2 protein-coding genes and 1 pseudogene are annotated in these 16,115 nt (G+C 61.3%); 2 read left to right on the top strand and 1 reads right to left on the bottom strand.

The window, feature by feature from the left end; all coding sequences use genetic code 11:
* Positions 1–3: 3 nt before the first annotated feature.
* Positions 4–930, top strand: a pseudogene (locus tag BLR13_RS37095) (IS91 family transposase); the annotation flags it as partial.
* Positions 931–2,076: 1,146 nt separating this feature from the next.
* Entirely contained in the window at positions 2,077–2,745 is a 669-nt protein-coding gene (locus BLR13_RS37090; protein WP_074829807.1) for an NAD-dependent epimerase/dehydratase family protein, read from the top strand.
* A gap of 73 nt (positions 2,746–2,818) precedes the next feature.
* Here the strand turns inward: BLR13_RS37090 and BLR13_RS42355 are convergent, their stop codons facing one another.
* On the bottom strand, positions 2,819–15,988 hold the full coding sequence (locus BLR13_RS42355) for a VCBS domain-containing protein (protein ID WP_074829809.1): 13,170 nt from the start codon (positions 15,986–15,988) through the stop codon (positions 2,819–2,821).
* Positions 15,989–16,115 lie beyond the last annotated feature (127 nt).

Below are 16,115 nucleotides of genomic sequence, written 5' to 3'. Positions count from 1 at the left end.
CTCGTGTCGCGTCCATCGCTGGAGGTCGCGGATATCTTCCGCGGCCACGGCCCGGCATGGCGCCGGGCCAATGCCGGCCATGTCAGCCTGGGCCAATTGAAGGTGATGTCGGCGATCGAGAGCTGCCGCACGGCAGCCCTCGGCGGCCATGTCGCGCTCTGTGAGGAGTGCGCCTACAGCCAGATCTCATACAATAGTTGCCGCAATCGGCATTGCCCGAAGTGCCAGGGCGCGGCGGCAAAGGAATGGCTGGCCGCGCGCGAAGCCGATCTGCTGCCGGTGCCGTACTATCATGTCGTATTTACGCTGCCAGCGGCCGTCGCCGACATCGCCTATCACAACAAGGCGGTCGTCTACGACCTCCTGTTCAAGACCTCGGCCGAGACCCTGAGCACCATCGCCGCCGACCCCAAGCACCTCGGCGCCCGCGTCGGCATCACCTCGGTCCTCCATACCTGGGGCTCCGCCATGACCCATCATCCGCACGTGCACATGATCGTGCCGGGCGGCGGCATCTCGCTCGACGGCGAGCGCTGGGTGACGTGCCGCCCCGGCTTCTTCCTCCCGGTGCGTGTGCTCTCGCGACTGTCGCTCTCGCGACTGTTCCGCCGGCTATTTCTGGAGAAGCTCCTCGCCGCACACGAGGCCGGTCGTCTCCAGTTCTTCGGCGCTCACGCCGCTCTCGCCGACCCACAGGCGTTCGCGGGTCATCTGGCTCCGCTGCGCCAAGCCAAATGGGTGGTCTATGCCAAGCGTCCGTTCGGCGGCCCACAGGCCGTGCTGGCCTATCTGTCGCGCTATACCCACCGCGTCGCCATCGCCAACAGCAGGCTGATTGCCTGCGACCGCAACGGCGTAACCTTCCGATGGAAGGACTATCGCGCTGAAGGTCGTGATCGCCGGAAGGTCATGACACTCGCCACCGTCGAGTTAGAGCACGATATGGGATCCGCGCTCCGCCGCGCACGCTCCGTCAATTGCGCTACAGGCCGAGTATGGGTACAGCAGCCAAAGCAGAAATCCAGAGTGCGATCTGCAATCCAAACACGGGAAGATTTTTCCGATGTCCTCGACGGGCCACCATAACAAGGAAAAACACCATTAAGGGGATTTGTCCCACCATGATGAGTTGGTAAATATGGGCCATGGGCCCCTCATCTCCCGGAGGATCACGTACGATCCCGGCCCAGGCCACCGCGCAAATCACCAGAGCCAATAGCGACATGATTTGTGGCGCCGTGCTGCTGACCCGATAAAGGCTGGAACGATCCATGGCGTTGCTCGTAGTTGCTCGTACAGGGTAATCCAAATTCTAACGCACAATGCCCTCCGCTTTCAATCGGCCGCCGTGGCGATCTGGCACTGCGTCTTCCCCATCGAAGGCAATCATAGGGCTATAGCGTAGACATAGTTCTCATTATCGTCGGTCGTGGCCCGCCATAAGCGCCCAATTGTCCTTATTTTCCGTGGAAACGCGGTTTTTACCCACACTCCTACCCCTGACAACTCGCGTCCGTCATCGATTGAGGGGGATGGGTTGCGAGCGAATGCTCGGACCGGTTGCGGCGGGCAGACAACCAGCGTCTTCGGCAGCGGCCTCCCTTGACGTGAACGGGCCGCGGCCGCCGGGACGTGTACGAAAAGCGGATAAGCAGCATACCGCGCCATGATCCAGACCGATGATGCCTCGATCCAGTTCGACGATATCGAGCGGCCGCGATTAACCTTTGATTAACCAGAATCTCGTCAATCTCTTTGCCTTCAACAAACCGGTGCGCGGAGGAATGAGATGTGGATTGATTTCGCGATCTTCCTGTTAGCCTGCCAAGTTCTCACCTTCAGCATCATTCGCATCGTCGAAGCGGCAGGGCTGATTTAGCTGCTGGCCTCCCTCATGCCGGCCACCTGTTGTGCGGGGCGAGAAGCTGGAGAAGCGCCCGGTCCTGATGGCGGACTGGACGGCCCTCTTCGTCGCTTCGTTCAGAGTGCATTCTCCCAGATGCACGACACGGACCTTTGAACGTGTTGGACTTGGCAACCCCTGCATGGTTGGCCGCCAGTGTTGAAAGGTAGAGCATGGGTTTTCGCGTTTTGGTCGTCGGTGGCACGGGTCAAGTTGGGTCGGGACTGGTGCGGGCCTTGCTCGCTGCCAGCTCGTGCACGGAAGTGGTGATGGTCAATCGTCGCACGATTCCTCTTGCTGCCGATGCGCGTCTGCGCCAGGTGGTCATGGATACCAGTGCGGAAAATTTTGCCAGTGAGATCACCGCACTTGCCAGGACCTGCGGCGCGCAGGGTGACCCTTTGTATGCCGCATCTTGTATCGGCATCGGTAAAGGGAGTCAGCAATGGAGCGAAGAGGATATAAAGAAGCTGGAAATCGGCATGGTCGGTGCGTTTGCGCGTGGTTGCCTGGCGGCGGGAATCGAACGATTTGGACTTCTTTCTGCGGTCGGAAGTAATGCCAAGAGCTGGATTCGCTATGCCCGCATCATGGGCGAAAAAGAAGACGCGGTGCGGAGTCTCGGATTCAAACGTTTAGCAATTTTTCGTCCCGGCATCATCGCGGGTAACGCGCACACCCCAGGCTATCTTGCTGTGCTGGGGCGTTTCGTTCCTGGATCGTTTGGAACGATTGATCAGGACGATATCGGTCGGGCCTTTGTCGGTGAGTTTCTCCACGGGCAAGACGGCACGACGATTCTGGAAAATGCGGCAATGAGGCAACGATCGCGGGCGCACTAGGGGCCGCTCCTCGCGTCGCAGACCCCTGAGAGACGCGCCCTGGGTGGGCGCGCCTCTCCTGGTATCGGCCTGCTTACGCCAGCAGGAAGTTGGAATTGTGCAGCGTTCCCGTAAGGTTCGTCAGGTTGACGACCATATCGGCTGAAGTCATCACGCCATCGCCGTTGATATCGATATTCAGCACGTCGTTGCCCGGACCGACATTCTGCAGGACCGCCGACGCGTGACCCGCGCCTTCGAAACTCCCCGCTCCGACATAGTCGATCTGGCCATTGGCGACCGTGATACCTGAGAAGGTGAACGTGTCATGGCCGGCGTCGAAGTTCGTGATCGTGTCGGCCTGGCCGTTGATGGTGGAATCCGCCACGCTGGCGAAGCGGAAGTTGTCCTGCCCGGCACTGGCGGTGATGTTGTCGGCGCCGGCGCCCGCCGTGATGGTCGTGCTGCCCGTAACAGCGTTGCTGATCGTGATGTTGTCGAAATTGGCACTGCCATTGATCGTTTCGACGTTGGCGACCGTAACGCCGAACGACCCTCCATTCAGGTTCAGCGTATCGTTGCCGTCGCCGAGGTCGATCGCAGCACCGGTACCGTTGCCCTGGATCGTCAAGGTGTCGTCCGACGACGTGCCGTTGACGTGATCGATGTTGAAGAGATTGTCGAACGTGTTGCTGCCGGCGGCGAGGTAGAGCGTATTCGACCCCTGCTGAAGATTGACGGTCAGCCCGCCGGTGACATTGTTGCGCAAGGTCAGCGTGTCGTTGGAAGCTGCCCCGGTCCAGTCGGCCGAACTGACATTTTCGACATTGGCGACGCTCAGCGAATTTGTGCCGGTGGCGAGATTGAGTTGGTCGTTGCCACCACCCAGATCGACGGCAACGCCGTTGACGTCGTTGTTGAACGTTATGAAATTGTCCGACCCGTCGCCGTTGAGGTGTTGGACGTTCAGAAGCGTAAAGGCTCCTGAGCCGATGTTGAGCGTGTTGTTTCCGGCGCCAAGATCGACCGTCGGATTATTGCCGGGCTCGAAGAGCCCGTTTGTTATCGTCAAGGTGTCATCGAGCGCCGTGCCGTTGATGTGCTGAACATTGAAGATGCTCGTGAACGAATTGCTGCCTGCCGCCAGATTGAGCGTGTTGTCGCCCTGCTGCAGGTTTACGGTAACGCCGCTGACGTCATTGGAAAGATTCAGCGTGTCGTTCGATGCCACTCCCGAGAAGTCGTACGAGTTGATATTCTCGACGTTGGTTACGCTCAGCGTGTTTGTACCATTGGCGAGGTTGAGGTTGTCGTTGGTGCCGGCGCCGAGATCGACGACCAGGCCCGCCGCATCGTTGACGAGGCTGACGAAATCGTCGCCGCTGCTGCCGATCAGGTTCTCGACGTGAAGCAGGTTCAGCGTATAGCCGCCGGCGTTGGCGAGGATGACGGTGTCGTTCCCTGCCCCCAGATCGATCTGGTGACCGAATATGTTACCTCCGACCGTCAGGAAGTCGTCGTTGCCGGTTCCGGTCAACGGGGTGTTGAAGTTCAGGTTGAAGGCCGAGATATCGATCGGACTTCCCGAACTTCCCGAAGACAACAGCATTGCCGCGTCGCTGAACTGCAAGACCTCGACGTTGGTGAGGACGTCGGTTCCATCTCGCGTGGATACGGAGTCCGCGACCTGGGTCTGCCCTGCCCCTGGCGTCGTGATGGTGTAGGCGGACATTGGACCGGTGTAGAACGCTATGTCGGTACCGGTGCCACCATCGATGGTGTCGTTGCCGGCCTGACCGGTAATCTGGTCGTTGCCGCCACCGGTGCTGATGTTGTCGTTGCCGCCTCCGCCGAAGAACTGTTCGTTGCCCGCACCGCCGATCAGGGTGTCGTTGAAATTCGATCCCTGAACGCTGTTGACGCCGCCGGTGATGGTATCGGTGCCGACCGAGGTGTCACCGCTGGCCGTACCGGTGGCCAGGTTGACCGTGACGGCGGCAGTGGCCTGCGTATACGCAATGCGCGTATTGCCGTTGCCGGTGATGGTGTCGTTGCCGGCGAGACCTTCGAACAGGTTGAAATTGCCGGTGTTGTTGGCACCGACCCCGCCGACGAAACCGGCGGCGTTGTAGGTATCCGCAAATGACGACCCGGTGGCGCTGTTGACACCGGTAAAGCTATCGGTCCCGACCGAGGCGTCGCCTGTGGCTGTCCCGGCCTGCATGTTGATGGTCACGCCTCCGGTCGCGCTGGAGTAAATGACGCGGGTGTTGCCGTTGCCGGTGATGGTGTCGTTACCGCCGAGACCTTCAAACTGGTTGAAGGTACCGTTGTTGCCGATATTGAGCGCGCCGGCAGTGCCGAACGTGCTGGCATTGTACACGTCGTTGAAGTTGGTGCCCTGGACCGCCTCGATCGAGCGCAGCGTGTCGGAGCCGATCGATGCATCACCGGTTGCGGTACCCGCGCCCATATTCACGGTCACGGGTCCGGTGGAAAAATAGATATTGTTGTAGGTCGCAAGATCGAAGCCGCCGCGACCATCGATGAAGTCGTTACCGGCCCCGCCATAGAAAGTTTCAGTACCAGTGGCGTTGTTGCTGCCGCGTATTGTGTCGTCGAACATCGACCCCTGGACGGCATTGACGCCGCTGAAGCTATCGGTGCCGGTCGAGGCGTCGCCCGTGGCAGTACCGGTGCCGGGCGTGGAGCCGGTCTGCATGTCGACGGTGACCGCGCCGGTCGCATTGATGTAGGAAATTCGGGTATTGCCGTTGCCGACAATGGTGTCGTTGCCACCCATGCCGTTGAATTCGTTGAAGGTACCGTTGGAGCCAGCATTGGTGCTGGTTCCCGAAAAACCGATCGCGTTGTAGCTATCGGCGAAATTGGTACCACGCACGGATTCGATCGAAAGAAGGGTATCGGTGCCGACCGTGGCATCACCAACCACTTGCCCGGCCGCCAGGTTCACGGTGATGCCCGACGTCGTTGTCGGATCAAGAGCGTAATCCGCCCGGTCGAAGCCGCCCCTGCCGTTGATCGTATCATTGCCACCCCGGCCCTCGAACACCTCAACGGTACCGGATGGATTGTTGCTGCCAAGCAACGTGTCGGCACCTGCAGATCCCACCACACCCGCAAATCCCGAGCCCACAAGCGTGTCTGTTCCGACCGATGCGTCGCCGGTTGCCGTGTGCGCCTGAAGGTCGACCGTGACGCTCCCGGTCGCACTGACATAGGAAATCCGTGTCAACGGAGCGCCCTGGCTGTTGAAGGCCCCCGTGATCGTATCGTTCCCGCCCCTGCCCTCGAACTCGTTGAAGCCGACGTTGGTTCCGGCAACGCCGGTATCGCCGGTAAATCCGGTGGCATTGAATGTGTCTGCGAAATCGCTGCCCACAATGCCTTCGATCCCGATCAGGGTGTCGGTGCCGACGCCGGCAGCGGTACCGTTGACCGTGCCGGACGCCAGATTGAAGGAAATGCCGGCAGTCGCATCCGTATAAATGGCCCGATCGAACCCGATACCGCCGTCGAGCGTGTCGTTGCCGGCCAGACCCTGAAGCCGGTCGTTACCGGCGAGGCCCTGGATAAGGTCGTCGCCCGCAGTGCCGACCAGTGTGTTGTTGGTCGCGTCGCCGACGATCGTCGCACCGCTGCTCACGTTGATCGTAAGGGTCTTGTCGAAGGTCAAGCCGCCGGAGTCGGTGTCGCGCACGACAATCTGCTGCGCTCCGGCCGTCAGCGATCCCGCTACCACGAGATTGTTGCCGCTGACCGTGAACTGGCCGCCGGCGTTGTTGACCAGCGAGAACGTCGCCGTATCGCCGGCGTCGGGATCGACGGCCGACAGGATGCCGACGACGGTCCCGTTGACAGTGCTTTGCCCGATCGTATTGCTGGACAGCGAGATGTCGGTCGGGGCCTCGTTGACGTTGGTAATGGCGAGATGGAAGTTCTGCGACGCGTCGGGTGCGACGTGATTGCTGGCGGTGGCGTCGTTGACGTTGACCGTCACGTCGTAGGACGTCTTGGCCTCGAAATTCGCGCCGCCGTTGAAATGTAGCTCGTTGCCACCGGCGCCGGCCACGATCGAGAACGAGGCCGCGTCGGCTCCGGACAGCGACAGCACGTTGGTGCCGAGCGCATCGTCGGTGACGGCGATGTCGGCGACCTTGACGTCGCCGCCGTTCTCCGCCGTAGCAGTCACCTGGTTGTTGAGCGCAACGGCCGTCGGCGCCTCGTTGACGTCGATGATGCCGACGGTCACGGCCTTGCTGTCGAACAGAGCTCCGCCGGTTGCGACGACATTGATGCTGTAGGAGTTCTTGGCCTCGAAGTTCGCCGGGCTGTTCAAGGTGACATTGCCGCCGGCGTCGATGCTGAAGGCTGCTGCATCGGCTCCAGTCAGACTCCAGGTAATGGTGTTGTTCGGCGCTGTCGTATCCGGGTCGACGGCGACGGCCTGATACACAACGGTGCTGGTCGGCGCATTCTCCGCTATGCTCGCGGTCGTGCCCGAGGTGATCGTCGGCGCCTCGTTGACGTCGGTGATGGTGAGATGGAAGCTCTGCGAAGCGTCCGGCGCAACATGGTTGCTGGCGGTAACGTCGTTGGCGTTAACGGTGACGTCGTAAGAGGCTTTCGCCTCGAAGTTGGCCGAACCAATGAAGTGCAGCTCCGGTCCGCCGGCGCCGGCCACGATCGAGAACGAGCTCGCATCGGCTCCGGACAGCGACAGCGTGTTGGTGCCGAGCGCATCGTCGGTGACGGCGATATCGGCGACCTTGACGTCGCCGCCGTTTTCCGCGGTTGAAGTGACCTGGTTCGACAGCACCACGGCCGTCGGCGCTTCGTTGACGTCGATGACGCCGATCGTGAAGTTCTTGTCGTAGCTCAATCCGCCGGAGTCGGTCACGCGGACCGTCACCTGCAGCGATTGGGTGGTCTCATAGTCGATCGGACCATTGACGACGAGGTTGCCGCCGCTGATCGCAAAGCGGCCGCCGGCGCTGTCGGTCAGGCTGAAGGTCGCGGTATCGCCGGCATCCGGGTCGGTTGCCGTCAGCGTACCCACCACCAGGCCGTTGCTGCTGTTTTCCGCCACTGTCGCCGCCGAGAGCTGGATATCCGTCGGGCGATGATCGACGCCGATGGTGACGAAGTTGGCATCGGTCAACGTGCCGTTGATGCCATTGATAAAGACTTCCATGTCGCCGGCGCTGATCTGTCCGTCGCCATTGACGTCGATCTGCAGCAGATTTCCGTTCAGGATGGCTTCGGATTGCGGGTTGGCCAACGTTCCGTCCAGAATGCCGCTGCTGACGAAATGAATTCCGCTGGCAAGCCCGCCAACATGGTCGAACACGAAGGCGTCGTTCGCGACATCGAAGTTCGCGACGGTGTCCGCGCCCCCGCCGGCCGCCGAGTCTGCCACCTTGGTAAACCGGATATTGTCCTGCGACCCGCCCAGACTGATGAAGTCATTGCCGAGGCCGCCGGTGACGGTGACCGTTCCGGTTAGATCCGCGATGTTGATGTTGTCGTTGCCGTTGCCGCCGATCACATTCTCGATGTTCTTGACGGTCACGTTATTGGAGCCGTCCGCCAGCGTCAGCGTATCGGTGCCGGCGCCAAGATCGATCGTCACACCGTAATTCGAGTTCTGCAGGGTGAGCGAATCCGCCGATGCGCTGCCGTTGATGGTCTGCACATTATAGGCGGTCAGCGAATTGGTTCCCGCCGCGAGATTGAGCGTGTTGTTGCCCTGCTGCAGGTTGATGGCGATGCCGCTGACGTCGTTGAGCAGCGTCAGCGTGTCATCAGACGCCGCGGCGGGGCCGCCGAAATAGTCCGCCGTGTTGACGTTCTCGACGTTCGACAGGCTAACGGAATTGGTGCCGCTCGCCAGATTGAGGGTGTCGTTGCCGAGACCGAGGTCGACCGCAAGACCGGTGACGTCGTTGTTCAGGGAAATGAAGTTGTCCAGCGAACTGCCGTTGAGATGCGCGGTGTTGAGCAGGCTCAAGCTCGCGTTGTTGCCGGCGATATTCAGCGTGTTGTTGCCGCCGCCGAGATCGATCACGAGATCGTTGTTAGGCGTAAAGATGCCCATTCCGATCGTCAGGGTGTCGTCGCCGGCGCTGCCGTTGACGACATCGACGTTGAAGAGGTTGTCGAGCTGGTTGTTTCCGGCAGCAGCGAGGTTCAAGGTGTTGAAGCCCTGCTGGAGATTGACGCTCAGGCCGCTGACATTGTTGGTCAGGGTCAGCGTGTCGTTGGACGCGGGTCCGCTGAAATCGCTCGACTGGATATTTTCGACGTTGGTCACGCCGAGCGAATTGACGCCGTTGGCCAGGCTGAGGTTGTCGTTGCCGAGGCCGAGATCGATCGCAATGCCGCTGACGTTGTTGTTGAAGTTGACGAAGTTATCGAGCGCGTTGCCGTTCAGGTGCTGGATATTCAGGGCGGTCAGGGTCAGTCCCTGCATGCCGAAGTTGAAGGTGTTGTTGCCGGCGCCGAGATCGACGACCGGATTGTTGCCGGGTTCGAAGAATCCGTTCGACACCGACAGCGTGTCGTCGCCGGCGGTGCCGTTGACGTGCTGAACGTTGAAGATGTTGGTGAAGGAGTTGGAGCCGGCCGCCAGGTTCAGCGTGTTGTTGCCCTGCGCCAGGTTCACGCTGAGGCCACTGACATTGTTGGACAGCGTCAGCGTGTCGTTCGACGCCGTACCGGAGAAGTCGGTCGCATTGATGTTCTCGACATTGGTCACGCTCAGCGTGTTGGCGCCGTTGGCGAGATTGACGAAGTCATTGCCGGCGCCGAGATCGACGTTGAGCCCGTTGAGATTGGTCGTGAAGTTCGCGGTATCGTTGCCGGCGCTACCGACGAGATTTTCGACGTTTACGAGGTTGAGGTTGTAGAATCCGGTCTGGCCGAGAATGACGGTATCGCCGGTTCCCGCCCCCAGATTGATGACGTGGCCGGAAAGGCTGAAGCCGATCTTGACGAAGTCGTTGTTGGTTCCGGTCAGCACGTTGAACGAGTTGGCGGTCGGGCCGAAGAACAGCCGGTTGTCGGAAAGGTCGATCGGGCTGCTGGAGCTGCCCGATGCGATCAGGTCCGACTGGTCGCTGAATTGCAACACCTCGATGTTGGTCAGCGTATCCGTGCCGTCGCGATTCGCCGTGTTGTCCTGAACCTGGACCTGACCGGCTGACGGTGTGTTGAACGAAATCGTGTAGCCGCCCCTCGCGCCGGTATACAAGGCAAGATCGGCGCCGCCACCGCCATCGATGGTGTCGTTGCCGCCGCCGCCGGTCAGGGTGTTGCTGTTGCCGTCACCGATGATGGTGTCGTTAAAGGCTGAACCGGTGACGCTGTTGACGCCGGTGAACGTGTCGGTCCCGACCGAGGTGTCGCCGGTTGCAATGCCGGTCGCAATATTGACGGTCACACCCGCTGTCGCGTTGAAATAACCGAGGCGGGTATTGCCGTTTCCGGTGATGGTATCGTTGCCGCCCATACCTTCGAACTGGTTGAAGGTGCCGTTGTTGCCGACGTTGAGCGCACCTGCCTGGCCATAACCGGTCGCCACATAGGTATCGTTGAAGAACGTGCCCTGGATGCCTTCGATCGAGCGCAGGGTATCGGTGCCGTTGGAGGGATCGCCGATCACGACGCCGGACGCCATGTCGACGCTGATGGCGCCGGTAACATAAGTGAGGTTGTTGTACTGGGCGGTATCAAAGCCGCCGCGGCCGTCGATATAGTCGTTTCCGGCGAGGCCCTGGAAGGTGTCGTTGCCGGCGCTGCCCAGAAGGGTGTCGTCGAACATCGAGCCCATCACGGCGTTGACGCCCGTGAAGGTATCGGTGCCGACGTTGGCGATGTCGCCTGCCGCCGTACCGTGCGCGGTGCCGAGGGCAAGGTCAACGGTCACGGCAGCCAGCGACTGCGAATACTGAATTCGCGTATTGCCGTTACCAATGATGGTGTCGTTGCCGCCCTCCCCGTCAAAGTTGTTGAAGGTGCCGGAGGAGCCCGCATTGGTGCTGGTGCCGCTGAATCCGGTGGCATCGTAGACGTCGGCGAAATTGGTGCCGCGCACGGCCTCGACCGAACGCAACGTATCGGTGCCGATCGTCGCGTCGCCGGTGACGGTGCCGGCCGCGAGATGAACGGTAATGCCCGAGGTGGTGTTGGGGTCGTTGTTGTAGACCGCGAAATCGTAGCCGCCGCGGCCGTCGATCAGATCGTTGCCGGCGCGGCCGTCGAACTGCTCGTAGGTGCCGTTCGGATTGTTGCTGCCGAGCAGCGTGTCGTCATAGGCCGAGCCGACGATAGCGTTGACGTGGTCGAAGGTGTCGTTGCCGACCCCTGCGACGTCGCCTGCCGCGGTGCCATGTCCCGTGCCGGCCGCGATGTCCACCGTGACGGCTGCCGCGGCGCTGACATAGGAAATACGTGTGAGGATTTCGCCGGACGCATTGACGGTTCCATGGATAACGTCGTCGCCGCCCCGGCCCTCGAACTCGTTGAAGCCCGCGGGACGCCCAGGGAGCCCGGTGGAGCCCGTGAAGCCCACGGCACTGTAGGTATCGGCAAAATCGCTGCCGCTGACGGCTTCGATCGACACCAGCGTGTCATTGCCGACTCCGGGGCCGGAAGCCGTTCCGGCCGTAAGGTCGACGGTGATGCCACCCGTAGCATCCGCGTAGGTTGCGCGGTCGAAACCTGGGCCGCCATCAAGGCGGTCGTCGCCGGCGCCACCCGACAGGGTGTCATTGCCGAGATTGCCATAGAGCTGATCGTTGCCGGCGCCTCCGCTGATCGTATCGTTGCCGTCCAACCCGTCGATGGCGTCGTTGCCGGCGGTGCCGGTCAGGACGTCGGCCCCGAGCGTGCCGACGAGGGCCAGTCCGGTGACACCGACAACCGCATTGCTGACCTGCGCGCCGAGATCGGTGACGTAAGTTTGATGAAGCGCGTCGATTTGCGTCTGCTTTGTGAAGTCGGTGTTGGCCAGCTGCGTTGTCGCGGCGCCCTGGGCCACCACGGCGGCCTGCGCCAGTGCCGTCACGTCGGTGCCCGCGGACTGGATGCTGCCGTTCGCGGCGGACACGACCGCTGTTACGGCAGAAGCGGCGTCTGCGCTGACGTTAGAATGCGAAACGATGTCCTGGACCGTGGACGACGCACTGAGGTCGACGGTGGTGGAACTGCTCGCACTGGTGGATACGGTGCTAGCGATCGCGGTGAAGACCGAGCTTGCAGAACCTCCCACAGCGGAAACCTGAGCCACGGTGCTCTGAACCTGGATTCCCGCCGACAGGATGGCGCTTGCGACGGCAGCGTCACTGCCGCCCGAAACTGCTGCCGATACCGGATCAAATGTCGTGAGGTCCTTGGTTGGATCGAGACCGAATGCCGCCGAGACCTGACCTGCGGCATCCGCGGTCGAAACGGTGGGATTGGCCGTGGTGATCGCCACGATCAGCGTCGTCAGCGGCGTGACGACGGTCGATCCCGCGGGCGCCTTCAAGACACCATTAAAGGTCAGATTGGTGGAGATATCGGTGCCGCCGAACATCACGAGCGGGCCGCTTCCTCCGTTCAGCGTAAAGCTGCCGTCGGCATTGGTGGTCGTGTGCGCCTCGCCGGGATCGAGAATGCCGTTATTGTTGGTGTCGGCGAACACCGTGGCGCCGGCAACGTAACCATCCAGTGCAAAGCCGTTGAACTCGTTCGGATTTGCCGTGACGGTGACGGCGATGTCCGCGCTGGTCGAGGCGGTGTGGGTGCCGTCGCCCGAAGATGCAACGACGTGGAGGCTGAAGTTTCCGGGCTTGGCAAGGCCGCCGACGGGCTGCAGGGCCAATCCGGTGAGGTCGGCCTTGCTCAGGACCCACGTCGATCCGTCGTCCGATAGCGTACCGTGGTTCAACGTGTAACCCGACGGAACGTTCTGGATGGCGATCGTCAGCGCGTTGCTGATGTCGATCAGCCCAGCGGTCACGGCCAGCGAAATATTGGCGTTGTCCGCGCCGGTCGCCGATGTTCCGACGGACAAGGTCGGGGCATCCTGCGTGCCGTGAATGTTGAAACTGACCTGCTTGGTGGTGCCATCCACGGACGTAACGGTAAAGGTGTCAACCTTGGTATCGCTGGCGCCGAGATACTGCACGGCACTGTTGGCGACGGTGTAGCTGTAGGCGCCGGTGCTGGTGATCGACAGGCTGCCGAGATTCCCGGTCGTGCTGCCGACCGTGGTCAGGAACGAATTCTGGTTCTGGTCGGGATCGGCGATGGTCAGCGTCCCGGTCGCCGTCAGATTGCCCGCGCCGTTGGGTGCGACATCCTCGGTCACGTCATGGACCTGCGGATCGCCGATCACGGCGGCATCGTTCGCACCGTGGATCGTAAAGGAGACCTGCTTGGTGGTGCCGTCGAGCGACGTCACCGTGAAGGTGTCGACCTTGGAATCGCTGGCGCCGAGATACTGAACGGCACTGTTGGCGACGGCGTAGCTGTAAGCGCCGGTGCTGGTGATCGACAGGTTGCCGAGATTCCCGGTCGTGCTGCCGACCGTGGTCAGGAACGAATTCTGGTTCTGGTCGGGATCGGCGATGGTCAGCGTCCCCGTCGCCGTCAGATTGCCCGCGCCGTCGGGTGCGACATCCTCGGTCACGTCATGGACCTGTGGATCGCCGATCACGGCGGCATCGTTCGCGCCGTGGATGGTGAAGGAGACCTGCTTGGTGGTGCCATCAAGCGCCGTCACCGTGAAGGTATCGACCTTGGAATCGCTGGCGCCGAGATACTGAACGGCACTGTTGGCAACCGCGTAGCTGTAGGCGCCGGTGCTGGTGATCGACAGGTTGCCGAGATTCCCGGTCGTGCTGCCTACCGTGGTCAGGAACGAATTCTGGTTCTGGTCGGGATCGGCGATGGTCAGCGTCCCGGTCGCCGTCAGATTGCCCGCGCCGTCGGGTGCGACATCCTCGGTCACGTCATGGACCTGCGGATCGCCGATCACGGCGGCATCGTTGACGCCGTGAATGGTGAAGGAGACCTGCTTGGTCGTGCCGTCCACCGACGAGATGGTAAAGGTATCGACCTTGGTATCGGTCGCGCCGAGATACTGTACGTTACTGTTGGCGACGGTGTAGGTGTAGTTGCCGTTGCTGGCGAGGACGAGCGAGCCGAGATTTCCGCTGGCTGCCGTCGTCGAGGTCTGGAAAGCGGCCTGCCCCGCGTCGGGATCCGAAATCGAAATGCTACCGACGGCCGTCAGGTTTCCGGCGCTGTTGACGGACGCATCCTCCGTCACATCGTGGACGGTCGGATCGCCGATCGTCGCCGGGTGATTGACCGCGCTTGCGCCATGGACCGTAAAGGTAATCTGTTTGGTGGTGCCGTCGAATGAGGTGACCGTAAAGGTGTCGACCTTGGAGCCGCCGGTGCCAAGTTGCGCCGCGGCGCTTTCCGCCACCGAATAGGAATAGGTGCCATTGCTGGCGAGCGTGAGCTGGCCGAGATTGCCCGATGCCGATATCACCGACGTCTTGAAGGACGCCTGTCCCTGGTCGACATCGGTGATCGAGATCGAACCGGTCGCCGTCAGTGTCACCTTGCTCGGATCGGCAGTGACGTCGTGGACCGTCGGATTGCCGATCACGGCGGCGTCGTTGACGCCATGGATCGTGAAGGTCACCTGCTTGGTTGTGCCGTCGACGGAAGCGATGGTGAACGTATCCGTCTTGGTATCGCTGGCGCCGAGATACTGCACGGCGCTGTCGGCGACCGTGTAGCTGTAGCTGCCGTTCACAGCGAGCGTCAGTGTTCCCAGATTGCCGGCGGCGGAAACCACGGTGGTCTGGAACGCGGCCTGCCCCTGGTCGGCATCGGAGATCGAAATCGAGCCGGTCGCCGTCAGCGTGGTCGGATTCGAATCCTCGGTGACGTCGTGCACCGTCGGATTGCCGATCACGGCGACGTCGTTGGTGCCGTGAATCGTAAAGCTGATCTGCTTCGTGGTGCCGTCGAGTGCCGTCACCGTGAACGTGTCGACCTTGATGTCGTTGCCGCCGAGATACTGAACCGCGGCATCCGACACGAAGTAGGCGTATGACCCGTTGGGCAGCAGAATCAGAGTGCCCAGCGCACCGGCGCCCGAGATGATCCCCGCCTGAAACGCGGCCTGGCCCTGATCCGCGTCCGAGATCGAGATCGTTCCGAACGCATACAACAACGGCTGCGTTGCGTCCTCGGTGACGTCGTGCACGGTCGGGGTGCCGATCACGGCCGCATCATTGACGCCGTGAATCGTGAAGCTCACCTGCTTGGTGGTGCCATCCAGCGACGTCACCGTGAAGGTGTCGACTTTGGTGTCGCCCGCGCCGAGATATTGTACGGCGCTGTCGGCGACCGAATAGCTGTACGATCCGTTGGCCGCGATCGTCAGGTTTCCGAGATTGCCGGCCGCTGAAATCACCGCGGTCTTGAACGCCGCCTGCCCCTGATCGGCATCCGTGATCGAGATCATGCCGTTCGCGGTCAAAAACGGACTGGTGGCGTCTTCGGTGACATCGTGCACGGTCGGCGTGCCGATCACGGCAGCGTCGTTGACGCCGTGGATCGTAAAATTGATCTGTTTGGTTGTGCCGTCGAACGCCGTCACCGTGAAGGTGTCGACTTTGGTGTCGCCGGCGCCGAGATACTGCACGGCGCTGTCGGCGACCGAATAGCTATACGACCCGTTGGTCGCGAGCGTCAGGGTTCCGAGATTGCCGGCAGACGAAATTACCGCTGTCTTGAACGACGCCTGGTTCTGATCGACGTCCGAAATCGAGATGGAACCGGTCGCGGTCAGGTTCGGCTTGGTCGCATCTTCGGTGACGTCGTGCACCGTCGCGTTGCCGATCACCGCCGCATCGTTAACACCGTGGATCGTAAAACTTACCTTTTTAGTTGTACCGTCGAGTGACGTCACCGTGAAGGTGTCGATTTTGGTGTCGCCGGCTCCCAAATATTGCACAGCGCTGTCGGCGACGGAGTAGCTGTAGGATCCGTTTGCGGCGATCGTTAACGAGCCGAGATTGCCGGATGCGGAGATGACCGTCGTCTTGAATGCGGCCTGGCCAGGGTTGGCATCGCTGATGGAAATCAGTCCGGCAGCGATCAAAACCTGTAAATTCGTGTCTTCGGTGACGTCGCTGACCGTCGGTGCGCCGATGATTGCTGCCGAATTTGCCATGGTTCCCATTCCCCAAAATGAACTGCTGAATTCAAAATCGGGAGCGAGTCTGCTGACGCGGCGTTACAGGAGCGCAAAAAAAACGTGAAATTACTAACCATCTGTTAAATATAAGCTTGCTCCAGCA

The organism is Bradyrhizobium ottawaense, assembly GCF_900099825.1.
Lineage (GTDB): Bacteria > Pseudomonadota > Alphaproteobacteria > Rhizobiales > Xanthobacteraceae > Bradyrhizobium > Bradyrhizobium ottawaense_A.
This window is presented reverse-complemented; position numbering and strand designations above follow the sequence as displayed.